This is a genomic window from Achromobacter aegrifaciens, assembly GCF_902859735.1.
Classification (GTDB): domain Bacteria; phylum Pseudomonadota; class Gammaproteobacteria; order Burkholderiales; family Burkholderiaceae_B; genus Achromobacter; species Achromobacter aegrifaciens.
This window is the reverse complement of record NZ_CADIJY010000004.1, coordinates 34030-56140: the sequence shown is the minus strand read 5'-3', so window position 1 is coordinate 56140 and position 22111 is coordinate 34030. Positions and strand designations below refer to the sequence as shown.

Genomic DNA, 22111 nt, shown 5'->3' with positions numbered 1-22111 from the left:
TCATTCCCCTTGTTGTGTGGTTCAGGCCGCGGCGTGGCGCTTACTGCGCCGCGCCGCGCTCCTGGTTCAGAAACCGGTCGGCGCGCGCGATGTCGTCGGCCAGCCTTCTGTCCTGCGAAAGAAACGGCACTTCCTGCCGGAAGGCCGCCAGCACCTCGCCGGTCCCTTTGCCCACCGGACGCCGCGGTTCCGCGCGCGTGCGCAGATCCACGGCCTGCGCCGCATGGATCAGTTCTATGCCCAGCAGCGTGCGCAGGCGCGCGGCCTGCTGGCCCACGCGCTGCGCCGCCAGCGGGCCGTTGGTGGCCACGTCTTCGATGTTGCCGGCGACCGCCAGCGCATCGGACGAGACGGGCTGCGACAGCGTCCGGATTTCGGTCGCCAGGAGCGACACGGGCTTCTGTATCGTGGTGTAGGCCAGCGTCGTGTCATTGGGCGACAGAAAGCGCGGCAGCTTGGTGAAGGCCGGGTCGCCCATGCGCAGCACGCGTTGCGCCGAAGACTGGGCCACCTGGGCCAGCGCCACGCCCACCGACTGCAGCGGCACCACCCAGGCGGTGGGATCGAAGCCGGCGCTGGGCAGCACCGCGCCGCGCAGCTTGCCCTGCGTCACGTAGTAGCGGGTTTCCTGCGGCGTGGCGCCCGGTGGCGGCGAGACATCCAGCGCCACGGTCGGGTTGTCATCAGAACTGTTGATCTGCACCAGCAGCTGCACGTCCAGCTGGCGCAGCGTTTCGCGGGCCGCGCCATGGACCTGGCTCACGGTGCGGAAGCTCAGGGGATCCTGCAACGGCCGCTGTTCATCCGTCTGCCACAGCGCGCTGCCTTCGAGCAGCGACAGGATGCGCCGGGCCACCTGCTGCTGCGCCGGATATGGACGCTGGCCCTGGGTGGCGGGCAGCAAGGGTGCAATATTGCCGTTCAGGCCTTCGAGCGACAGGGCCGCCACCTCATCGGCGCGGTCCAGCACCCGGCTGGCGTCGTGCGCGGCCAGGATGGCAAGGGCCGCGCCATAGGCGTTGGAACTCAACAAGGACAGCGAATCCTTGGCGTAGGGCTGGATCGGCGCCAGGCCTGCCTGGCGCATGGCCTCGGCTGCCGGCAGGCGCTTGCCGCCGGTTTCCACCATGCCTTCACCCATCATGGCCAGGCCGATCTGCGGCAGGATCGTGATGTCGGCCTGGCCGACCGAGCCTTGGCCCAAGACCACCGGCGTCAAGCCCTTGTTGAGAAAGTCGGCGTACTGGCGCACCAGCGGCGGACTCATGCCGGTGCCGCCCGCCAGCGCGGTATTCAACCGTATCAGCATGGCGGCGCGTACCGTGTCCGTCGCCGCCGGCTCGCCATAGGCCACGGTGTGCGACAGCAGCATGCGATGGTTGAAGGCCGCCGACAAGGCGCGGGCCTCGTCCGACAGCGTGTCGCCGGAGAAGATGGTCTGGTCCTTGTTCTGACCCACGCCACGATTCAGGCCGTACACGGGCTGCCCCAGGCGGCCGTATTCCAGCAGCAAGTCGTGCGAGCGGGCCACGCGCTGCCACGCAGTTTCGGTGGGCGCCACGGGCTGGCCGCCGCGCGCCACGGCGACCACGTCCGCGGTGGTAAGCGAGCGCCCGTCCAGCGCCAGGGGCGCCTTGCGGGCCGCGGCGCGCGCTTCGGCGGTAGTGGCCGGCGCGGCGGCTGCGGCCGTTGTGGCTGACCACGCGGGCGCGGCAGCAAGGGCCGTGGCCAGTGCCAATAGCAGCGGACCTGCGCATTTATGTGTAAAGCCTCTGAAAACGCGAACTTCAACTGCCGGAAGATGACGCATCACTGCTCCTGGGAGGGAGGGAAGTAGAGGGACTGCAGCGTGAGTTAGGGGCGGATCCGGGGCCGACGGATGGCGCGTACTTGAAGGCGAGAGGGTGGCGCCCAGGTGCGGTGCGGCGGGTGGCGCTCTTGGCGCGTTCCGGGGATGCGGTGTCAGCGGGATTTATTTAACTCGTATATACAAGTACAGTCAAGCATATGCTAATGACGGTATAGCCAGTAAGAGGGACGTAGCCAGACTGCGCCAGCGTCGACGGGGGGCGCTTGCTAAAATCCGCCGCTCTGGTCCATCGCCCGCTCCGCGCTTTCCGCAAGGGGCTGGCCGCAAGCCGCGGGCATGGCTTCTTAATAAGTTCTTAAACCGCGGCCGGCATGCTGCGGCATGGTTGACGGTTCTGGAGTTTTCTTGCGTGTCCTGCTAGTTGAAGACGACGCCATGTTGGGCGACGCCGTGCACACCAGCCTGGCGCAGTCCGGCGCCGACGTGCAATGGGTGCGTGACGTTGCGCAGGCGCGGCTGGCCCTGGTGGATCATGGTTTTCAAGCCGTGCTGCTGGACCTGGGGCTGCCGGATGGCAGCGGGCTGACGGTCCTGAAGCATCTGCGTGCGCGCTACGATGCCACGCCGGTGCTGATCCTGACCGCCCGCGACCGGCTGAGCGAGCGGATACAAGGCCTGGATGCCGGCGCCGATGACTACATCGTCAAGCCATTCCAACTGGACGAACTGCTGGCGCGGCTGCGCGCCGTGGTCCGGCGCAGCAGCAACGCCGTGGTTTCGGCGCTGCGCTGCCGCGACGTGGTGCTGGAGCCGGCCAGGCGGGCGGTGACCCGCGCAGGCGTGGAAGTCAGTCTCAGCGCGCATGAATACCGAACGCTGCTCGCCCTCATGGAGCGCATCGGCCACACCGTCAGCCGCGAACAACTGGAGGCCGCCGTCTACGGCGACAGCGGCGCCATCGAAAGCAACACGGTGGCCGTCTACATCCATCAGTTGCGCCGCAAGCTGGGCGACAAGCTCATCGCCACGGTCCACGGCCTGGGCTACCGCATCGAGGCGGGCGAATGAAGACGCTGCGCAAGCAGCTCACGCTGACGCTGCTGGTGACGATGACCCTGTCATGGATCGCGGTGTTCGCCTTCCAGCAGTACGAAGCCACGCGCTCGCAGACCGGCGCGCGCGATCAATGGCTGCACGACGCGGCCAGCCAGATGCTGGCGTCGCTGCCGGTCAGCCTGCTGGGCAACGAGGCCCCGTCCGAGCGTTTCACTCCGCCCGCATCCAGCCGTGTCGACGGCGACAAGGTACGTTTCCACCTGTGGTCGCTGGCCGATCGCCGGCTGCTGCTGCGCTCGCCCGAGTCGCCCGCGCAACCCTTGAGCGGCGGCTTCCAGGACGGCTATTTCGACGTGCGCGCCGACGGCGTGGACTGGCGCGTGTACGCGATCTCCGACGCGCAGGGGCGGGTGCAGGTGCAGGTGGCGCGGCCGCAGAGCGAATTGCGCGCGCAGTCGCTGTACAGCCTGAAGCGCGGACTGCTTATCGTGTCTGTCCTGTTCGTGCTGCTGGCCGTGGTGAGCTGGATGGTGGTCGGCCGCGCCTTCCGCAAGGTGGACCGCGCCGGCGTGGCCATCGCGCGGCGCGGCCCGTTCGATCTGGCGCCGCTGCCCATGGCCGGCATGCCGGGCGAACTGCGTCCCTTCATCCGCTCGATCAACCAGCTGTTGCTGCGGGTCAAGGGTGGCATGGACCGCGAGCGCCGCTTTCTGGAAGATGCCGCGCACGAGCTGCGCACCCCGCTGGCCGCGCTGAGCGCGCATGCCGAACTGGTGGCCCGCAGCGCGGGTTCCGGCGACGCCCCGGCCGCCATCGAGAAACTGCGGCTGGTCGCCCAGCGCACCTCGCGCCTGTCCGAACAATTGCTGGACCAGGCCCGCATGGATGCGCTCAGCGCCAGCGCCGACGAGCCGGAGCTGGTCGAACTGGACGCGCTGGTGGCCATGCTGGTGCGCGATTGGGAATCCGACGCCACCCGCAAGCAGCTGCGCATCCAGCTGGATGTGCAGGCCTGCGTCGTCAGGGGGCGGCTGGACGCGCTGGGCGTGTTGGTGCGCAACCTGCTGGACAATGCCGTGCGCTATACGCAGAGCGGCGGCCAGATCGTGGTTTCCTGCGGACCGTCGCCCGACGGCGGAGCCTGCCTGCGCGTGGCCGACGACGGACCGGGCATCGCGCCGCAGGAACGCTCGCGCGTGTTCGACCGCTTCTATCGCGCCCCAGGCAGCGCCGCGGGGGGCAGCGGCATCGGCCTGTCGCTGGTGGCGCAGATCGCGCAACAGCATGGAGCCGAGATCACGCTGGGCGAGGGCCTGCGCGGCGCGGGCGTGGCGCTGACGGTGACTTTCCCGCCTGCAGCCGGGGGAACTCCCGCAGCAGGCGCGCAGGGCGCTTGAACCCGCCGGACCGGGGCGGGGATTGAAATGCCGGCCGGCCTGACTGCGCAGCAAATCCTCGCCAGGTGGTAGATTAGTTTCCGGCAATCGGACTGAGGGAGCGGCGTCAGTGGCGGGATTTCCATGGATTTGCTGATCACCTCGGCAGCGCGCGCACTGGCCGCCGGCAATCCGCTGGGCGCCCTGAACCTCGTGGCCTTGCGCGATGACGCGCCCGCGCTGGCCTTGCGCGGCATCGCCATGGCCCAATTGGGCGATTTCCGCCGCGCCCGCGCCTTGCTGCGCAGCGCGGCCCGGAACTTCGATCACAAGAATGTGCTGGCCCGCTCCAGATGCGTCGTAGCCGAGGCCGAGATCGCCCTGGTATCGCGCGATCTGGCCTGGCCGGAAAAGGCCCTGGAGGCCGCGCGCGCCGCGCTGGAAGCCCATGGCGATCCGGCCAACGCCGCGCATGCGAGGCATCTGCAGGCGCGGCGTGAACTGCTGCTTGGCCAGCTCGATCGGGCCGAGGACGCCCTGGCCATGCTGGACCCGGCCTCGCTGGCCCCGGCTTCCCGCGCCATTCACGAACTGATCGCAGCCGGTATCGCCTTGCGGCGCCTGCGCACCGAGCGCGCGCGCGCCGCGCTGACCCAGGCCGAGCTTGCGGCCCGCGTCGCCGGCATCCCCGCGCTGATGGCCGAGGTGGAACACGCCACCCTGGTCCTGAATACGCCGGCCGCGCGCCTGATCGGGCAGGGCGTCCAGCGGCCCATTCTGCTGGATGAAGTGGAAGCGCTGCTGGCATCCGACACGCTGGTGGTGGACGGTTGCCGTCACGCGGTGCGCAGCGCAGGCCGCGAGATTCCGCTGGCGAGCCGGCCGGTGCTGTTCGCGCTGGCCCGCGTCCTGGCCGAAGCCTGGCCGCAGCCCGCGCCCAGGGAAACGCTTATTGAGCAGGCCTTCCGCACGGCCTATTTCGATGAAACGCACCGTGCGCGCTTGCGGGTGGAGATAGGACGCCTGCGCGCGGCCTTGGACGGCGTGGCCGGCATCAGCGCCGCGCGCGGCGGTTTCGTTCTGAGGCCCGAAGCCGACAGGCCGGTTGCGTTGCTGGCCCGGCCAAGCGGTGAGGGCGACAGGGATCAGGGAGCGGTGCTGGCCTGTCTGGCCGACGGCGAAGCCTGGTCCAGCTCGGCCCTGGCCCTGGCCTTGGGCGCAAGCCAGCGCACCGTGCAGCGCACGCTGGACGCGCTGGCGGCGGCAGACAAGGTGCAGGCTTGCGGACAGGGCCGGGCGCGCCGCTGGATGACGCCGCAGGTACCGGGATTCACGACAACCTTGTTACTCCCGGCCGCGCTGGCCGCCGACTAGCATGAAGGCTCGAACTCCAGTTCAAGGAACCGACATGAAACGAACGCAAGCCCAGATCATTCGCGAGTACGGCCCATTTCCCGGCGTGCAGGCCGTGCATGGTGTGACTTATGACGGCCGGCAGGTCTGGTTTGCCGCCGGCGAAAAGCTGATTGCCATGGACCCGGATAGCGGCAGCACGCAAGCCTCGATCGACATTGTTGCCGACGCGGGCACGGCCTTTGACGGCAAGCATCTCTATCAGATCTCCGACGGCACCATCGTCAAGCTGGAACCGCAGAGCGGGCGGGTGCTGAGCCGCATCCCCGCGCCCGGCGGCGGCGGCGCTTCGGGCATGGCCTGGGCCGAGGGCAGCCTGTGGGTGGCCGAGTACCGCCAGCGCAAGATCTACCAGGTGGACCCGGAGACCGGCCGCGTGCTGCGCACTATCGAATCCAACCGCTACGTCACCGGCGTGACCTGGGTGGACGGCCAGCTGTGGCACGGCACCTGGGAGGACGGCGCCAGCGATCTGCGGCAGCTGGACGAAAAGACCGGCGAAGTGCTGCAAAGCGTGGAGATGCCGGCCGGCATCGGCGTGTCGGGGCTGGAATCGGATGGCGCCGGCTGCTTTTTCTGCGGCGGCGGCGACAGCGGCAAGCTGAGGGCGGTGCGCCGTCCGCCAGCCAAGGCCGACGATACGGCGGTCACCAACGGATGATGTAGGGCCTGTCTCCCAGTTCCCACACGCCGTCTTTCCGTTCCAGCATGATGTACTCGGTTTGCCATTCGTCCGGCTGGTCTTCCGGCGCAAAGCCGGACAGGTACGGACGGAAGGCGGGATCCGCCGCCCAGTCCGCGGTGCTGCGGTCCAGCCGCCATTCGAACTTCACCGCCGAGACCAGGTTGGGGTTGTCGTCGAATGGATTCTTGAGCGGCTTGGTATGGGTGAGGATCTTGCCGATCTGCAGGCCGGGGGCGCAGAACTTCGCGGTATAGACCAGCTTGGAGTTGAGGCGGGCCTCGCCATCCGTGTAGTAGGGCCGGCCTTTATCCGTCAGCTCCATGCGGCTGCTCGCGTCCTCGGGATCCTCGTCCGCTTGCGGTGGCCCGCCGTCGCCGTTGGCGCTGACGCGCTTGACCGTGACCAGCTGATGCTTGATCAACCCCTGCACGATCCTGTCCTGGCTTTCCAGGAAAGCGGTGTAGACATCAGTGGGCAAGGGCCGCACGCCCACGACGTTGACGCAGGCGCCGACCGGCGCATATTCCGGTTGCGCCGTGGCCTCGACCAGGATCTTGCGCATCTTGCCTTCGGTCAGGCCCGGACCCAGGGGTGATTGCCACCATGCATAAAAACCCGCGGCGCCCGCGATGATCAGGCCCAAGGCCCAGGCCTTGCGTGGAATCCGGCGGCGGTTGACGGCGCGCTGCTTCTGGTTCATTCCTTTCCTTGCCGATTGTGGTTCCCCGATAGTAGCGCGGGACCAGTGCAGTCCTACCAGACCTTGCCTTGCGAGGTTCCGCGGCGCAAGACCGGCAGGCAGGCAAAATACAGCCCGGCGCCCGCGATCCATGCCCATCCTTTCCACGCGTTCAGCGTCGCGGCATAGAGCGCCGTGATGGCCAACGGCCCGACTATCGCGCTCAGGCTGGACAGCGCGGACAGCGCGCCCTGCAACTGGCCCTGGCGTTCCTGCTCCACCTGCGCGGACAACATGGCTTGCAATGCGGGCATGCCGATGCCGCCCGAAGCCAGCAGGAGCATGATGGGGAACGCCATCCATCCCCGCGACGCAAACGCCAACAGGACGTAGCCCAGGGCATCGGCGCCCATGCCCAGCAACAGCGTACGTTTTTCGCCCAGCCGCGCTGTGACGGGCCCGGTGGCCAGTCCCTGTATCAGCGCGTGCAGCGCGCCGAATGCGGCGAGCGAGACGCCGACCGTGGCGGCATCCCACTGGTAGCGGTCTTCGCCGTAAATGACCCACAAGGTGGCAGGCACCTGCCCCACGAACTGCATGAGGAAGAAGACGGCCATCAGTGCGATGACTACGGTTCTGCCGCGCGTCCACAGGAACGAAGAGGCGGGCATGAGCGCCTTTAGCGATAGCGGCCGCCGTTCGCCCGCATGCGATTCGGGCAACAGGAAACAACCCATCAGGAAATTGACGCCGTTCAGGATTGCGGCTGCCAGGAACGGCGTGTGCGGCGAGACGCCGCCCAGCAGGCCGCCGATGACGGGCCCCGCAATCATGCCGACGCCGAAGCAGGCGCTCATCAGGCCGAAGTAGCGCGCGCGCTCGTGGCCCCGCGCAAGATCGGCGATGCAGGCGCCCGCCACGGCGCCCGTGGCGCCGGTGATGCCGGCGACGAGCCGTCCCGCGTACAGGACCGGCAGCGTTGGCGCTGTCGCCATGATCAGGTAGTCGATGGCGGCGCCCGCCAGCGAGAGCAGCAGGATGGGCCGCCGGCCGTAGCGGTCGGACAGCGCGCCCAGCGCCGGAGCGCACAAGAACTGCATCAGGGCATAGGCTGCCAGCAGGGCGCCGTAATGGCCCGCTATGTCCTCCGATTGCACCAGGCCGCGCAACAGGCCGGGCAGGACGGGCATGACCAGGCCTATGCCTGCGGCGTCCAGGGCGACGGTACTGAGGATGACCAGGGCGTGGCCGGCTCTCATGCGAGGCCTCGTGGCGGGTGGATGGACTGCATGTTGTTTGATCTGTTATTTATCAGTGATAAATTTTTCGCTACGATAATTTATCATCGATAAAATTTCAAGATGAACGAGGAATCACCATGACCAAATTGCAAGCGGATGTCGTGATCCGCGCCGGCCTGGACCTGCTGAATGAGGTCGGCGCCGATGGGCTGACGACGCGCAAGCTGGCCGAACGCCTGGGGGTCCAGCAACCCGCGCTGTACTGGCATTTCAAGAACAAGCGCGCACTGCTGGACCGCCTGGGCGAGGCGATGCTGTCGGAGAGCCACACGTATTCGATGCCCAGGTCCGGCGACACCTGGCGTTCATTCCTCAACGGCAATGCGCGCAGTTTCCGGCGCGCCTTGCTGGCCTATCGTGACGGCGCACGCATACACGCCGGCACCCGGCCGAGCGAGCCGCAATTCGAAGCCGTGGAGGCGCAGTTGGCGTTCCTGTGCAAGGAGGGTTTCGCGCCCGCCGATGCCGCCTACGCGTTGACGACTGTCAGCTATTTCACGGTCGGCGCCGTGCTGGAACAGCAGGCCGCCGCGGCCGATGAGCAGGAGCGGCAGGCCGGCGCGAAGCAGACCCCGTCCTTGGCGACGCCATTGCTAACCGCGGCTTTGCAGGCCCTCGACGCCGCCGGACCCGATGCGGCATTCGAGTTTGGACTCGCGGCCATACTCGATGGACTGGAGCAGCGGCGTGGGCACTCCGCGTTGCCCGGGAAGATCGTGCGTAAGCACTAGTACTTGGTTTCTAGGGTAATTCCTGACGAGAAGCTGATTGTCAGCGATTAGTCAGAAAGGTTTAATCAGGCTCACGCTTTGCGCATCGTCCGCAATCGCGCCGGCGGGATTCCGCAGCAGGCTTCACCATCCCGCGCCCACGCAGGAGTAGTAACTACAAGCTGGTCCATGTAGTCCTAATTCAGGAGACAACACGCCATGCAACACGTTACCAAGCCCCGCCGCAAGTTCATCTCCGGCGCCGCTGTCGCCGGGGCCGCCGCGCTCGGATTTCCGGCAGTTGCCCGGGCACAGAATGCCCCGGTTTCCCTGCGCTTTCAGAGCACCTGGCCCGCCAACGACATCTTCCACGAGTTCGCGCGCGACTATGCGCAGAAGGTCAATGACATGGCCGGCGGCCAGTTGAAGATCGAGATCCTGCCGGCTGGCGCCGTGGTCAAGGCCTTCGACCTGCTGGACGCGGTGTCCGCGGGCACGCTGGACGGCGGGCATGGGGTGGTCGCCTACTGGTACGGCAAGAACACGGCGGTGGCGCTGTGGGGATCGGGGCCGTCCTTCGGCATGGACGCCAACATGTTGCTGGCCTGGCACGAATACGGCGGCGGCAAGGAGCTGCTGGTCGAAATCCAGAAGGCCATGGGCGTGAACGTGGTGTCGCTGATGTACGGGCCGATGCCGACCCAGCCGTTCGGATGGTTCAAACGTCCGATCACCAAGATGGAAGAGGTCAAGGGCCTCAAGTTCCGCACCGTCGGCCTGGCCATCGACATGTATACCGCCATGGGCGCGGCCGTGAACGCGTTGCCCGGCGGGGAAATCGTGCCGGCGCTGGACCGCGGGCTGCTGGACGGGGCGGAATTCAACAACGCTTCCTCGGACCTGGCCCTGGGCTTCCAGGACGTCTCCAAGATCTGCATGCTGCAGAGCTTCCACCAAAGCGCGGAGCAGTTCGAAATCCTCTTCAACAAGGCCAAGTACGACGCGCTGCCGGAACACCTGAAGCACATCCTCAGCTATGCCGCGCAGGCCTCCAGCGCGGACATGTCCTGGAAGGCGGCGAACCGCTATTCGCAGGACTACGTCAAGCTGCAGAAGGACCACAACGTCAAGTTCTACAAGACGCCAGACGCCATCCTGCAGCAGCAGCTGAAGATCTGGGACGAGATGATCGCCAAGCGCTCGGCCGAAAACCCCTTGTTCAAGAAGGTGCTGGAATCGCAACGGACCTTCGCCGAGCGGGTGGGGCGCTGGCACGGGGACACCTCGGTCAACTTCCGCATGGCCTACAACCACTACTTCTCGCGCTCCACCAAACAGGCTTGAAGGGCCGGTACCTGTATCCCGCGCCGCGCGCCATTCACCGGTGCGCGGCGGGACGCCATGCGTCTTGACCTGGAAGCGAGATGATCCGAATCATACGTTTCATAGACCGCATCTCCACTTTTGTCGGGCAAACCTTTGCCTGGTTGATCGTAGTCCTGACCTTGCACGTCTGCTGGGAGGTGGCCGCGCGCTACCTGTGGAACCAGCCCAGCGCCTGGGCGTTCGACATGCAGATGATGTATTACGGCATCCTGTTCATGATGGCGGGGGCCTATACCCTGGCCAAGAACGGACACGTGCGCGGAGACATCCTGTACGGCTTCCTGCCGCCGCGCGTGCAGGCGGCGCTGGACCTGATCCTGTATATCGTGTTCTTCTTCCCCGGCGTGATCGCGCTGGTGTGGGCGGGCTGGTATTACGCCGGCTACTCCATCGCCATCCGCGAGCATTCGTCGCTCATGGCCAACGGGCCGCCCATCTATCCCTTCAAGGCCTTCATCCCGATAGCCGGCGCGGTGCTGCTGGTGCAGGGCGTGGCGGAAGTGCTGCGCTGCGTGCTGTGCCTGAAGCGCGGCGCCTGGCCCTCGCGCGAGGAGGACGTTGAGGAAGTGGACGTCGACAAGCTCAAGAAGATGGTGCATGTAAAGGACGAGGACATCGCCAAGCTGGACCGCTACGTCACCACCGGGGAGCCGCGCTCATGAAGATCCACAAGGCGCTGTGGTTCGGCCTGTCGTGCATCGGCCTGGTGCTGCTGATGATCGCGTTCCTGACGCCCTGGGACCATCTGACCACGGGGCATATCGGCCTCTTGATGCTGGCGCTCATCGTGGTGGCCATCATGCTGGGCTTTCCGACGGCGTTCACACTGATGGGCATGGGAGTGTTGTTCACCTTCCTGGCGTACTACATGCAGAGTTCCGACGCGGGCCGCTCGGTCGGGCAGACGCTGGACCTGATGGTGCAGCGGACCTACGCCACGATGACCAACGACTCGTTGATTTCGATCCCGCTGTTCGTGTTCATGGGCTATCTGGTCGAACGCGCCAACCTGATCGAAAAACTGTTCCGCTCCATGCACCTGGCGCTGGCGCGCCTGCCGGGCGCGCTGGCGGTGGCCACGCTGGCGACCTGCGCGATCTTCGCCACCGCCACCGGCATCGTGGGCGCCGTGGTCACGTTGATGGGCCTGCTGGCCATGCCCGCCATGCTGAAGGCCGGCTACAGCGTGCGCCTGACCGCGGGTTCGATTACCGCTGGCGGCTGCCTGGGCATCCTGCTGCCGCCTTCCGTGATGCTGATCGTCTATGGCGCGACCACCGGCGTATCGGTGGTGCAGCTGTATGCCGGCGCGCTGTTCCCGGGCATCATGCTGGCCGTGCTGTACATGGTCTATGTGATCATCGTGGCCAAGCTGCGCCCCGACATGGCGCCGCCCCTGCCCAAGGAAGAGCGCGGCGTGCCGCTGTCCCCGGAATCCGCCGCGCTGGCGTCCGGCGGCTACACGCGCGCCGTGTCCGGCATGCTGGCGGCCCTGTTCAAGGGTCGCCGCAACAAGGACGTGCCGTTCGGCTTCCTGATGCGCAACATGGCGCTGGCGATTGCGCCGCTGGCGGTCACGGTGCTGCTGGTGGGCGTGGTCTACCAGGCGACGACGCGGCCGGCGGTCGTGTACGAGATCCCTGCCGAGTTGCAGCTGGGGTCGGGGGGATTCGATTCGGGCCTGAGCGAGCCGCCGGCAGACGATGGGCTGGCGGAGCCGCCTTCGAACGAGTTGGCCGAACCGCCTGCGAATGATCCGCCCGCGGCCGGCGGCCTGGCCGAACCGCCTGGCACGCCCGCCGCCACGCCAGCGGCCGCGCCCGAGACCGCCGCCGCCGCGCAGGCGCCGGCATCGGCCGGCGAGAGTATCGCCGCGCCCCAGGGTTTCTGGATCTTCGCGGCCATATGCGCGGCCATCCTGGTGGCGTTCTATGCGATGCTGACCTGGGCGCGCATGGAAATCTTCAAGATGCTCATGGCCTCGTTCTTCCCGCTGGCCGTGATGATCGCGGCGGTGCTGGGCTCCATCGCCTTCGGCCTGGCCACGCCCAGCGAGGCCGCCGCCATGGGCGCCATGGGCGGCGCGCTGCTGGCCCTGGCATACCGGCGGCTGAACCTGCCGGTGCTGCGCGAATCCGTGTTCCTGACCGCCAAGACCAGCGCCATGGTGTGCTGGTTGTTCGTCGGTTCATCGATCTTCTCGGCGGCGTTCGCGCTGCTGGGAGGACAGCGCATCATCGAGGAATGGGTGCTGTCGCTGGGGCTGTCGCAGTTGCAGTTCCTGCTGCTGGCGCAGGTCATCATCTTCCTGCTCGGCTGGCCGCTGGAATGGACCGAGATCATCGTGATCTTCATGCCCATCTTCGTGCCGCTGCTCAACACCTTCGGCATCGACCCGCTGTTCTTCGGCCTGCTGGTCGCGCTGAACCTGCAGACGGCTTTCCTGTCGCCGCCAGTCGCCATGTCGGCGTTCTACCTGAAGGGCGTGTCGCCGCCGCACGTGACGCTGAACCAGATCTTCCTGGGCATGATGCCGTTCATGGGCATCCAGGTGGTGGCGATCTTCCTGCTGTACGTGTTCCCGGGCATTGGCATGTGGCTGCCGACGGTACTGTACCGGTAAGAGGCGGGGGCGGCGGTCGCGCCGCCTCCCGTTCCGCCTTGCCTCAGGCCTCTGCCTGAATGCCGCGCCGGCCCAGGGCTGCCGAATAGCGGATGAGATAGCCGTCCGGATCCTGCACCAGGAACTGCTGCACGCCCACCTCCGTGGTCCCGGCGCGATACCACTTTTCCTCGGGCTCCATATACAGCGGCCAGCCGGCGCCGCGCAGGGCATCGACGATAGGCGTGATCGCGGGCACCTCGATCTGCAGATTGATCCCGCGCCCCAAGGGCGCTTCCAGCGGGCCGGTGATCCAGTTCCTGCCGTGGCCGTATTCCTCCAGCATGACCTGGGATCCGTGCTTGTCCAGATAGGCGAAACGGTCTTCCGGGCGGTCGTAGGCTATCGAGAACCCGCAAAGCCCGCACCAGAAATGCAGGCTCTTGCGGATGTCGGACACCAGCAGTTCGGGCACGACGCGGGCGGCGGAGAATTCGGCGGCGGGAAGGACGGGGTAGTTCATGGCGGAGATTTGCAGGATGCGCAGGAGGGCGGGAATCAAGGCCGCGGGAACCGGTCGGATCCAGCGGCAGGACGCGGCAGTGCATAGACGATGGTCTTGCGGTCGTAGTGGCGTTCGCGCGCCCGGAACGTAAACCCGAGTTTTTCCAGGACGCGTACGGAGGCTTGGTTGTCGGGCCAGACAACCGCGACGAGTTCGGAAACTTCCGTTTCGCGCCAGGCATACTCGCACAATTGCTGCGCGGCCTGGCTTGCATATCCCTTTCCCCAAGCCGCGCGCTGCAGCCGATAGGCAAGCTGGATGCTATCCGTGCCAGCCAATGGGACCAGGCTTACCCAGCCCATTGCGACGCCGTCTACTGTGATCGCCCAGTGGCCCAGTTGGGTCGGCGGTTCCCGCAGCCATGCCAGCAGCTCCTGCCGCCGTGCCTCGTCTGCCGGTTTGATGCCGGTGCTGTAGCGCATGACCTCGGGATCGGATTCCATGGCCAGCAGCATGGGGATGTCATTTTCCTGCATGCGGCGCAGGGTCACGCGGGGAGGCAAGGGCATGGATTCATTCACTGGCTGCTTGGGTAGCCAGGATGATAGCCGTTCATAGCCACCAGCCCGTCTTGCGGAAATATGGTTAGGCACCTTATTATTTCGGCATCGAGAATCACTGGGCTGGATAACTCATGCAAGACCCACAACACATGCTTGAACCCAAACACCGGGCGCTGCTCGACGTCGCCGCCAAGCGCGGCCTGCCGTCGGCCGACGGCATAGCCCTTTGCTTTCAGCTGCTGTCGCTGGCCAGCGCCATCGACCGCGATTGCGCTGCCCGGCTGGCGCCGCGCAAGTTGTCGGAGGGAAAGTTCGTGCTGCTGTTCCTGCTGCATGAGCAGGCCGACGGCATGTCGCCGCACGAGTTGGCCGATGGCGCGGGCGTCACGCGGGCCACGGTCACGGGCCTGCTGGACGGCCTGGAGCGCGATGGTTTCGTCTCGCGCCGCGCGGGCAAGGAAGACCGGCGCAAGATCATCGTGAAGCTGAGCGCCAAGGGGCGGGCCGAGGCCGCGCAGCTGTTCAAGACGCATACGGACTGGATAGATTCCCTGTTTGCGGGCTTGGGCCCGGCGGACCGGGCGCGCCTGCGCACGCTGCTGGGCAAGATCTGGCAGGGAACCGACGCGGGCCGGACCGCGGGACAGGAGAGCACGCAATGAACAAGAAAGCTGCCGCCGCGCCGACGGGCAGGGGCGTGAAGGACATCGGCGCGGAACGCCTGGCGCAGCTGAACGCGGGCGAGCCGGCACGCAATCTGACCGAATGCCTGGCCGTGGACTTTGCCGAATTGATGCAGGCAGCCGCGCCCCAGGTCGGCGCCGAAGCCATCGCAGTTCTGCGCGCGCAGGCTGCGACGGGCATCTCCAAGCGCATGGACGTGGCGGCGCGGACGCTGCTGGACGGCCTGGGCGCGGACGCCTTCAAGCAACTGCGTGATCACCGCTCGGATACCGTCCGGGGCTGGGCCTGCTTCATGGTCGGTGCAATGCCGGACCTGAGCTTGCAGCAGCGGGTGGCGCTGATCCGGCCGCTGGCCGATGACGGGCATTTCGGCGTGCGGGAATGGGCCTGGCTGGCGGTGCGTCCACAATTGGCGGCGGAACTGGACGCCGCAGTGGAACTGCTGCGGCCCTGGACCGCGGACGCGTCCGAACGCGTACGTCGTTTTGCCAGCGAGTCGCTGCGCCCACGCGGGGTATGGTGCGCGCACATTGCGGCCCTGAAGGCTGATCCCGGCCGCGCGTTGCCGCTGCTGGAACCGCTGCGGGCCGATCCGGCCATCTACGTGCAGGACTCGGTGGCGAACTGGCTGAATGACGCCAGCAAGGACCAGCCGGACTGGGTGCGCGAAGTCTGCGCGCGCTGGTCGCGGGGCAAGCCGGCCGCGGCGACGCAACGCATCTGCCAGCGCGCGCTGCGTTCCATCGGCGCCTAGCCGCGGGTTTGGGCAGATACGCTTGCGCCCATCCGGCTGGCCAGCGATTACAACTGGCTCATGCCCCCATCCGCGATGATTTCCGTGCCCACGATGAAGGCGGATTCGGGCGAGGCCAGGTGCAGCACCGTGGAGGCGATTTCCTGCGGCGTGCCGAAACGCCCCAGCGGCACCTGGGCGCGGATGCTGGCGGCGGTCTTTTCCAGCGCCGCGGCATCCAGGCCCAGCTTGTCATAGATCGGCGTGGCGACCGGCCCGGGACTGATGACGTTGACGCGTATGCCACGCGGCAGCAGCTCGGCCGACAAGGTCTTGGCCAGCGAAATCAGCGCGGCCTTGCTGGCCGCGTAGATCGATGAGGCAGGCATGCCGATGCGGGCGTTGATCGAACCATTTAGCACGATGGACGCGCCCGGGTTGAGCAGCGGGTCCAGCGCCTGCAACTGGAAAAAGGCGCCTTTGACGTTGGTCGAGAAGGTTTGGTCCCAGAGGGCCTCGGTGGCTTCGGCCAGCGGCGCAAAGCGGGCCACGCCGGCGTTGATGAAGACGGCGTCCAGACGGATGCCGGCCTGGCGCAGTTCGGCCGCCAGCGCAGCGGGGGCGCCGGGGGCGCCGGCGTCGTTGCGCAGCGCCAGCGCATGCGAACCCAGGCTGGCGCGCACCTGCTTGAGCACCGCGGCGTCGCGCCCGGTGACGACGACGCGGGCACCCTCGGCGGCGAAAGCCTGGGCGGCGGCCAGGCCGATGCCGCTGGTGCCGCCGGTGATCAGGACGGTCTTCTGTTCGAAACGGTTCATGGTGGGCTCCTTGGAAGCCGGGGGGTGTCCTGCGCGTTTGCGGCGGGCGGGTTTGCCGCTATCCACGATAGATCAATCAGGGGCCCGGCGGGCGATTCGTTATAGTCATTGCTGACCGCGATCAATCTGCGGCAATGCGGCGAAGTCCGCGCACAAAACAGTCCAAGGGACGGGCATGGAAGAGACGACACTGAACTGGGCATTGCTGGTCGATGATCTGAACAAATTGCTGCGCCTGAAGACCACGGTCATCGGCATGAAGCTCTACGAGCGCGAAGACGACATGGCCGCGGTCAAGGGCCTGCGGCGTCCGCAGGCCACGCACACCACCGACCAGATCGTGGGCATGGCCGCCCGGCTCGGTTGGACGGTAGGAATCACGGGCGACGACCTGGTCGGCGCGCAATGCCGCGCCGTGGTCGGCCTGGGGCCGCAGGATGAGGCCTGGAAGCGCGGCGAGGATTACGTGGGCGTCTGGCACGCCACCCAGGAAGATGCCCAGGCGCGCCAGGAGGCGCTGTCCTGTGTGCCGGCGGGCAAGTACCGCGGGCTGGTGGTGTCGCCGCTGGCCTCGGGCCGGCTGGACCCGCCCGACGTCTGCCTGATCTACGCCACACCGGGCCAGATGATCATCCTCATCAATGGCTTGCAATGGAAGAACTACCGGCGCTTTGACTGGAGCGTGGTGGGCGAAACGGCCTGTGCCGACTCCTGGGGCCGCGCGCTCGCCACCGGCGAGCCCAGCCTGTCCTTGCCCTGTTACGCCGAGCGCCGCTACGGCGGCGTGCCCGACGAGGAAATGCTGATGGCCTTGCCGCCGCGCTACCTGCCCATCGCAATCGAGGGCATGAAGGCGCTGTCGGCCAACGGCCTGCGCTACCCGATTCCGCCCTACGGCATCCAGAACGACGTGCGCGCCGGCATGGGCGTGAGCTATGCGCGTGCGCCAGCGTCGTCCAAGCCCTGATGGACGGCTGCGCGCAAGGCGCCCGCCAGCACGCGGGCGGCCGGTCCCAGCGGCTGGTCGATGCGGTGCGCCAGATAGGTTTCGCTGACCACCTGGCTGCCGCGCCCCAGGCTGTCGGTCGGCAGGCGCAGCAGGCGGCCTTCGGCCAGGTCGCGTTCCACCTGCCAGTAGGGCAGCCGGCCCCAGCCCACGCCCGCCAGGATCAGGGCGTGCTTGGTGTCCTGGCCGCTGACGCGGCAGGTCTGCGGCGACAGCACTGCGAAGTCCCGGCCCTGGGTCAGCGTGGAGGGATCCGTCTGCACGATCTGCACGTGGTCGGCGAGTTCGGCCGGACCCAGTGGCATGTCGGCCGCGACGCGCTGCGCCAAGGCGTGGCCCGCGCCCACCACCGCCACCATCTGCACGGACGACAGCGCCTGCATCACGATCCGCGGATTGCGGAAATGGTCGCCGGCGACGATGGCCAGCGTATGGCTGCGCGTCAGCAGGGCTTCCACCGGGCCGCCCAGGGGCAGCACGGATACGCGCACGGCGACGGACGGATAGACGGCGCGCAGCGCGTTCAGGGCGGCGCCTACGTCGGCGATCGGAAACAGCGTGTCCACCGCCAGCGACAGTTCCAGCTCGACGCCTTCGCCCAGGCCCTGGGCGCGGGCGCGCATGGCGTCCACGCGGAGCAGGATGTCGCGGGCGTTGGCCAGCAGGGCCGCGCCTTGCGGCGTCATCACGGGCCGGTGGCCGCTGCGGTCGAACAGGGTCACGCCCAGCTGCGCTTCCATGTTGGCAATGGCGTGGCTGACGGCCGATTGCACGCGCGACAGGCGGCGCGCGGCCGCGCGGAAACTGCCGGCGTCGGCCACGGCGGCGAATACGCGCAACTGGTCCAGGGTCAGGGCGTCTATCATTCTGCCGGCTGATCTATCCAATCGATCAATTCCATCAAAAGATTATCACTTACCGGGATCGGTTTGCGCTGGCATCCTGGCTGGGTCGTAAAACAAGGGAGACAAGGATGGGCAAGGAAGGAACGCGCTGGTCGGCGGTGCTGGCCATCGTGGGGGCAGGGGTGGTTGCGGCGCTGCAAGTGGGCAAGGTCATCATTGCAGCGCCCTTGCTGCGCAAGGACATGGGGCTGGATCTGGCCTCCATCGGCGCGCTGGCCGCGGTGTTTTCGATCCTGGGCCTGGTCGGCGGCATTGCCGCGGGCGGCGTCATCAACCGCTATGGCGCGCGGCGCATGCTGCTGGCGGGCCTGGCGGCGACGGCGGTGGGCTCCGTGATGGGCGCGATGGCGTCCGCCTACAGCGTCCTGCTGGTCTCGCGGGTGGTGGAGGGCCTGGGCTTTCTGATGATTACCGTGGCTGGACCCGCGGCCCTGCAACGCATGGTGTCGGCATCCACCCGCGACTTCGCCTTCGCGCTGTGGAGTTGCTACATGCCGGCGGGCATGGCGATTGCGATGCTGGCCTCGCAGGCCTTCAGCGGCTGGCAGGCCTATTGGTGGTGCGCCGGCGCAGCGGTGCTGGTGGCCATGGTATGCGTGGCGGCGCTGGCGCCGGCCAACCCGGGCGGGGCCAGCCTGTCGTGGCGGGGCTTGCGGCAGGACACGGTCGATACCATGGGCGCGCCCGGTCCGCGCCTGCTGGCGCTGTCGTTCACGCTCTACAGTCTGATGTTCTTCGCGTTGTTCACCTTCCTGCCCGTGCTGCTGACCGAGCAACTGGGCCTGCCGCTGGCGACCGCCGGCCTGTACAGCGCCATCGCCAGCGCCGCCAACGTGGTCGGCAACCTGGGCGCGGGCGTGTTGCTGGCGCGCGGCTGGCGGCGTTCCACCCTGATCGCCTGCGCCAGCCTGATCATGGGCGCGGTGGCGCTGTTGATCTTTCGCTCGGTGCTGCCGGCCATGCCCACCTTCCTGCTGTGTGTGCTGTTCTCGGCGGTGGGCGGACTGATACCGGCCACCCTGCTGGGCACGGCGCCGCTGCTGGCGCCGCGGCCGGCGTTGACACCGGCTTCGGTGGGGCTGGTGATGCAGGGGAGCGGCCTGGGCCAGGTGATCGGCCCGGTGGCGGTGGGCGGCGCGATCGACCGCTACGGCTGGTCGGTGGCATCGCTGATCGTCGCGGCCGCCGGGCTGGGCGGGGTGTTTCTGGCGTGGCGCTTGCGGCGCCTCAAAGGTCCGGGGTTATAGAGCGCCCGGATCGCGCGGTGGTGTCACGAGCCAGGCATATCATGGGAACTTGTCCTGAAATGGAGCCACCATGCACACGCCTCCCCCCAGCCTGGTCATCTTCGACTGCGACGGCGTCCTGATCGATAGCGAAATCATCGCGGCGCGCGCCCAATCGCGGGCGCTGGCCGCGCATGGCATTGCCATCACGCCCGAGGACGCCGCGCGCCGCTTCGCAGGCATCCCCGATGCGGACATGTGGCAGACCTTGCAACAGGAAAACGCCCGCAGTCTGCCCGAAGGATTTGCGCGCGAATACGCGGACGGGCTGGAAGCCATCTTCCGCCAGGAGTTGCGCGCGTTGCCGGGCGCGCTGGAGACGGTTCGCATGCTGCGCGAGCGCGGCCTGCAGGTCTGCGTGGCCTCCAGCAGCACGCCGCCCAAGCTGGAGGCGGCCTTGAAGCTGGTTGGCCTGTGGGATCAGTTCGCGCCCAATGTGTTCAGCACCGCGCAGGTGGCGCACGGCAAGCCGGCGCCGGACGTGTTTCTCTTTGCCGCCCGGCAGATGCGCGCCGCAATCCTGGATTGCGTGGTGGTGGAAGACAGCGTGCCCGGCGTGCGTGCCGCTCGCGCCGCGCGCATGCGCGCCATCGGCTACGTGGGCGCTTCGCATAACGGGCCGGACCAGCGCCAGCGCTTGCTGGACGAAGGCGCATCGGACGTCATCGACGATTTGCGGCGCTTGCCTGAGTTGCTGCTGGACTAGGACGCGCGCGCGCCTATGCCGCGGCAGGCAAGGGCTCCGGCTTGACCCGCACCGCGCGCAGCACGCCCACCATCAGGCAGGCGATGCCGATCAGCGTCAGCGGCTGGGGCATCTGCCCGCGCAGGATGTAGGCATAGGCCAGCGCTGCCAGCGTTTCGAACACGATCAACTGCCCCGCCAGCGCGGTGGGCAGGCGCTGGCTGGCTTCGTTCCAGCACAAGGTGCCCAGCCAGGACGCGAACAGGCCGATGATCGCCATCAAGGCCAGGAAGACCTCGGGCCTGGGACCAGCCGGCATGGGAAAGTCGCTGCCGGCCGCGGCCATGCCGGCCCACAGCACAAGATAGCCCGCCAGCGCCAGCGGCAATGTCGCCACGCCCTGGGCCGTGGCCCAGGTGCGCGGGCTGCGGTCGGGATGGGCGCGCAGCCAGTCCGCGTTACGCAGCGGATACCAGGTCCAGCACGCCACTGCGCCCAGCGCCAGCAGCGCGCCGATGGCGTAGCGCGACATGTCGGCGTCGGTATCCTGGCGCAAGGCTTGCAATTCCACCTGATTGACGCAGGCGATGCCCAACGCGATCAGCGCCAGCGCGGGCGCCAGCCGCTTCCAGGGCAGCCGGCCGTCGCGCCGAGCGTTGCGCAGGTTGGCGCTGATGGCGATGACCACGGGGAGCGTACCGATAATCATGGTGGGCAGCGGCCCGCCCGCGCGCTGGATGGCGCTGGCCAGGCACAGGTAGTAGAGCAGGTTGCCGATGGCGGCGAGCTTCAGCGCCTCGATCCAGTCGGCGCGCTGCAACTCGCGCAGGCCGCGGCGATCCAGCCAGGCCAGCGGCAGGGCGATCAGGCCGAACGCCAGGTAGCGCGCCACGGATTGCAGCGCGGCAGGGTATTCCGGCAGCAGCAGGGGACCCACGAACACCAGCCCCCACATCAGGCCGGCGGCCAGGGCATAAAGGGTTCCAGCCCACATACGACGTCGCTCCAGGTCACGAATGGCGGCAGTCTAGCCAGCGGGCGGGCGGCGCGTCTTGTACCAGATTGCGGTGCGGGGCTCAGGCGCGGACTTGCTTTTGGTAGCGCGCGGGCGTGACGCCGTAGCGGCGCGAGAAGGCGCGGGTCAGATGCGCCTGGTCGGTCAGTCCCGAGGCCAGCGCCACCTGGGCAGGCGATTCGCCCGCGGCCAGCCGGCGCTTGGCTTCGAACAGCCGCAGCGCCATCAGCATCTGCTGCGGCGTGGCGTGGTATTGCGCCTGGAAGCTGCGCAGGAAATGAAAAGGGCTGAGGCCGGCCACGGCCGCGAGCTCGTCCAGCGTCAGGCGGCGCGCCAGGTTGGCGCGCAGGTAATCGATGACGGGCGCAAAGCGCGGCGCGCCGGTGTCCCTGGCCGTGCGCGGCACACGCGCGTGGCGGCGAAACTCGCCCAGCAGCGCGTACAAGGCGCTGTCGAACGCCAGCGGTTCGCGCGCCTGCCATAAGGTGTCCAGCAGCGCGGTGACGCGCTGCGCGCCGGCCGCGTCATGGCCGACCGCCGTATCGAACCACCAGCCGCTTTCGCCGGTGACGCGGGCCACCACGTCCGGGTCCAGGTAGACCATGCGGTAGCGCCAGCCGCCCTCGGTTTCGGCGCGGCCGGTATGCAATTCGTCGGGGTTCATCAGCACCACCGAGCCCGAGGGCGCCAGATGCTCCGCCCCCCGGTAGCGGAAGCGCTCGACGCCGGACTCGATCGCGCCCAGCCCGTAGGCTTCGTGGGTATGTGGCTCGAAGGCGTAGCGGACGATGTGCGCGCGGTACAGCTCCACGCCGGGCAGGTGCGCCGCCTGCCGGAACTCGGCGCGGTCGCCGGGATGCTCGAACGCCTGCGGCACGCCCGGCATGACGGGC

Annotated in this window: 22 protein-coding genes; 13 read left to right on the top strand and 9 right to left on the bottom strand. The window is 67.8% G+C overall.

Annotated features, from left to right (window positions below; translation table 11 throughout):
- Window positions 1-40 precede the first annotated feature (40 nt).
- The gene (locus HV766_RS13300) at window positions 41-1738 is read right to left on the bottom strand and encodes an HAL/PAL/TAL family ammonia-lyase (RefSeq protein ID WP_370540020.1); all 1698 of its coding nucleotides are present in this window, start codon (window positions 1736-1738) and stop codon (window positions 41-43) included.
- A 477-nt stretch (window positions 1739-2215) separates the two neighbouring features.
- Here HV766_RS13300 and HV766_RS13295 point away from each other — a divergent pair, with 477 nt between their 5' ends.
- The 4 genes from HV766_RS13295 (at window position 2216) to HV766_RS13280 (ending at window position 6316) form a co-directional block, all read left to right on the top strand.
- A complete protein-coding gene (locus HV766_RS13295) occupies window positions 2216-2878 on the top strand; it encodes a response regulator transcription factor (RefSeq protein WP_054456419.1) in 663 nt (220 codons plus the stop codon).
- Window positions 2875-4263: an ATP-binding protein gene (locus tag HV766_RS13290; protein WP_119449401.1), complete on the top strand. Its 1389-nt coding sequence runs from the start codon at window positions 2875-2877 to the stop codon at window positions 4261-4263. Before HV766_RS13295 ends, HV766_RS13290 begins: the two co-directional genes overlap by 4 nt.
- A 123-nt stretch (window positions 4264-4386) precedes the next feature.
- Complete coding sequence (locus HV766_RS13285) at window positions 4387-5616, top strand: helix-turn-helix domain-containing protein (protein ID WP_054456421.1); 1230 nt, start codon at window positions 4387-4389, stop codon at window positions 5614-5616.
- Window positions 5617-5650: 34 nt separating this feature from the next.
- Complete coding sequence (locus HV766_RS13280) at window positions 5651-6316, top strand: DUF5074 domain-containing protein (RefSeq protein WP_175162910.1); 666 nt, start codon at window positions 5651-5653, stop codon at window positions 6314-6316.
- Here HV766_RS13280 and HV766_RS13275 read toward each other — a convergent pair.
- Together HV766_RS13275 and tet are read right to left on the bottom strand one after the other, a co-directional pair.
- Window positions 6303-7040: a hypothetical protein gene (locus tag HV766_RS13275; RefSeq protein WP_054456423.1), complete on the bottom strand. Its 738-nt coding sequence runs from the start codon at window positions 7038-7040 to the stop codon at window positions 6303-6305. The genes HV766_RS13280 and HV766_RS13275 overlap by 14 nt on opposite strands.
- Before the next feature lie 53 nt (window positions 7041-7093).
- Window positions 7094-8278, bottom strand: a complete 1185-nt coding sequence (gene tet / locus HV766_RS13270) for a Tet(A)/Tet(B)/Tet(C) family tetracycline efflux MFS transporter (RefSeq protein ID WP_175181282.1) — start codon at window positions 8276-8278, stop codon at window positions 7094-7096.
- Between the two features lie 119 nt (window positions 8279-8397).
- Here tet and tetR point away from each other — a divergent pair, with 119 nt between their 5' ends.
- The 4 genes from tetR (at window position 8398) to HV766_RS13250 (ending at window position 13039) form a co-directional block, all read left to right on the top strand.
- Window positions 8398-9051 (top strand): tetracycline resistance transcriptional repressor TetR, encoded by a 654-nt coding sequence (tetR, locus tag HV766_RS13265; RefSeq protein WP_175181281.1) that lies wholly within the window; start codon window positions 8398-8400, stop codon window positions 9049-9051.
- A 198-nt stretch (window positions 9052-9249) separates the two neighbouring features.
- A complete protein-coding gene (locus tag HV766_RS13260; RefSeq protein ID WP_054456426.1) occupies window positions 9250-10374 on the top strand; it encodes a TRAP transporter substrate-binding protein in 1125 nt (374 codons plus the stop codon).
- Window positions 10375-10454: 80 nt separating this feature from the next.
- Window positions 10455-11078 (top strand): TRAP transporter small permease subunit, encoded by a 624-nt coding sequence (locus tag HV766_RS13255; RefSeq protein WP_054456427.1) that lies wholly within the window; start codon window positions 10455-10457, stop codon window positions 11076-11078.
- Complete coding sequence (locus HV766_RS13250) at window positions 11075-13039, top strand: TRAP transporter large permease (RefSeq protein WP_175181280.1); 1965 nt, start codon at window positions 11075-11077, stop codon at window positions 13037-13039. Before HV766_RS13255 ends, HV766_RS13250 begins: the two co-directional genes overlap by 4 nt.
- Before the next feature lie 43 nt (window positions 13040-13082).
- Here HV766_RS13250 and HV766_RS13245 read toward each other — a convergent pair whose 3' ends face one another.
- Entirely contained in the window at window positions 13083-13541 is a 459-nt protein-coding gene (locus tag HV766_RS13245; protein ID WP_175181279.1) for a bleomycin resistance protein, read from the bottom strand.
- A gap of 35 nt (window positions 13542-13576) precedes the next feature.
- Entirely contained in the window at window positions 13577-14092 is a 516-nt protein-coding gene (locus HV766_RS13240; protein ID WP_175181278.1) for a GNAT family N-acetyltransferase, read from the bottom strand.
- 125 nt (window positions 14093-14217) lie between these two features.
- Between HV766_RS13240 and HV766_RS13235 the strand changes: the two genes are divergently transcribed.
- On the top strand, window positions 14218-14748 hold the full coding sequence (locus tag HV766_RS13235; RefSeq protein ID WP_225588743.1) for a MarR family winged helix-turn-helix transcriptional regulator: 531 nt from the start codon (window positions 14218-14220) through the stop codon (window positions 14746-14748).
- Window positions 14745-15524: a HEAT repeat domain-containing protein gene (locus HV766_RS13230; protein ID WP_175181277.1), complete on the top strand. Its 780-nt coding sequence runs from the start codon at window positions 14745-14747 to the stop codon at window positions 15522-15524. The genes HV766_RS13235 and HV766_RS13230 overlap by 4 nt, the downstream gene beginning before the upstream one ends.
- Before the next feature lie 47 nt (window positions 15525-15571).
- On the opposite strand, the gene HV766_RS13225 is transcribed toward HV766_RS13230, so the two are convergent.
- Window positions 15572-16321, bottom strand: coding sequence for an SDR family oxidoreductase (locus HV766_RS13225; protein WP_054456432.1), 750 nt, complete (start codon window positions 16319-16321; stop codon window positions 15572-15574).
- 175 nt (window positions 16322-16496) lie between these two features.
- Between HV766_RS13225 and HV766_RS13220 the strand changes: the two genes are divergently transcribed.
- Window positions 16497-17288: a DUF169 domain-containing protein gene (locus HV766_RS13220; protein WP_175181276.1), complete on the top strand. Its 792-nt coding sequence runs from the start codon at window positions 16497-16499 to the stop codon at window positions 17286-17288.
- Here HV766_RS13220 and HV766_RS13215 read toward each other — a convergent pair.
- Window positions 17255-18193 carry a LysR family transcriptional regulator gene (locus tag HV766_RS13215; RefSeq protein WP_119449407.1) on the bottom strand — a complete coding sequence of 313 codons (939 nt, stop codon included), beginning with the start codon at window positions 18191-18193 and terminating at the stop codon, window positions 17255-17257. The two genes, HV766_RS13220 and HV766_RS13215, sit on opposite strands and share 34 nt — an antisense overlap.
- Window positions 18194-18300: 107 nt before the next feature.
- On the opposite strand from HV766_RS13215, the gene HV766_RS13210 reads away from it, so the two are divergent.
- Together HV766_RS13210 and HV766_RS13205 are read left to right on the top strand one after the other, a co-directional pair.
- A complete protein-coding gene (locus HV766_RS13210; protein WP_175181275.1) occupies window positions 18301-19479 on the top strand; it encodes an MFS transporter in 1179 nt (392 codons plus the stop codon).
- Window positions 19480-19549: 70 nt separating this feature from the next.
- Entirely contained in the window at window positions 19550-20224 is a 675-nt protein-coding gene (locus tag HV766_RS13205) for an HAD family hydrolase (protein ID WP_119449408.1), read from the top strand.
- Between the two features lie 13 nt (window positions 20225-20237).
- On the opposite strand, the gene HV766_RS13200 is transcribed toward HV766_RS13205, so the two are convergent.
- On the bottom strand, window positions 20238-21197 hold the full coding sequence (locus HV766_RS13200) for a DMT family transporter (RefSeq protein ID WP_175181274.1): 960 nt from the start codon (window positions 21195-21197) through the stop codon (window positions 20238-20240).
- 82 nt (window positions 21198-21279) lie between these two features.
- Window positions 21280-22104, bottom strand: coding sequence for an AraC family transcriptional regulator (locus HV766_RS13195; protein WP_175181486.1), 825 nt, complete (start codon window positions 22102-22104; stop codon window positions 21280-21282).
- Window positions 22105-22111 lie beyond the last annotated feature (7 nt).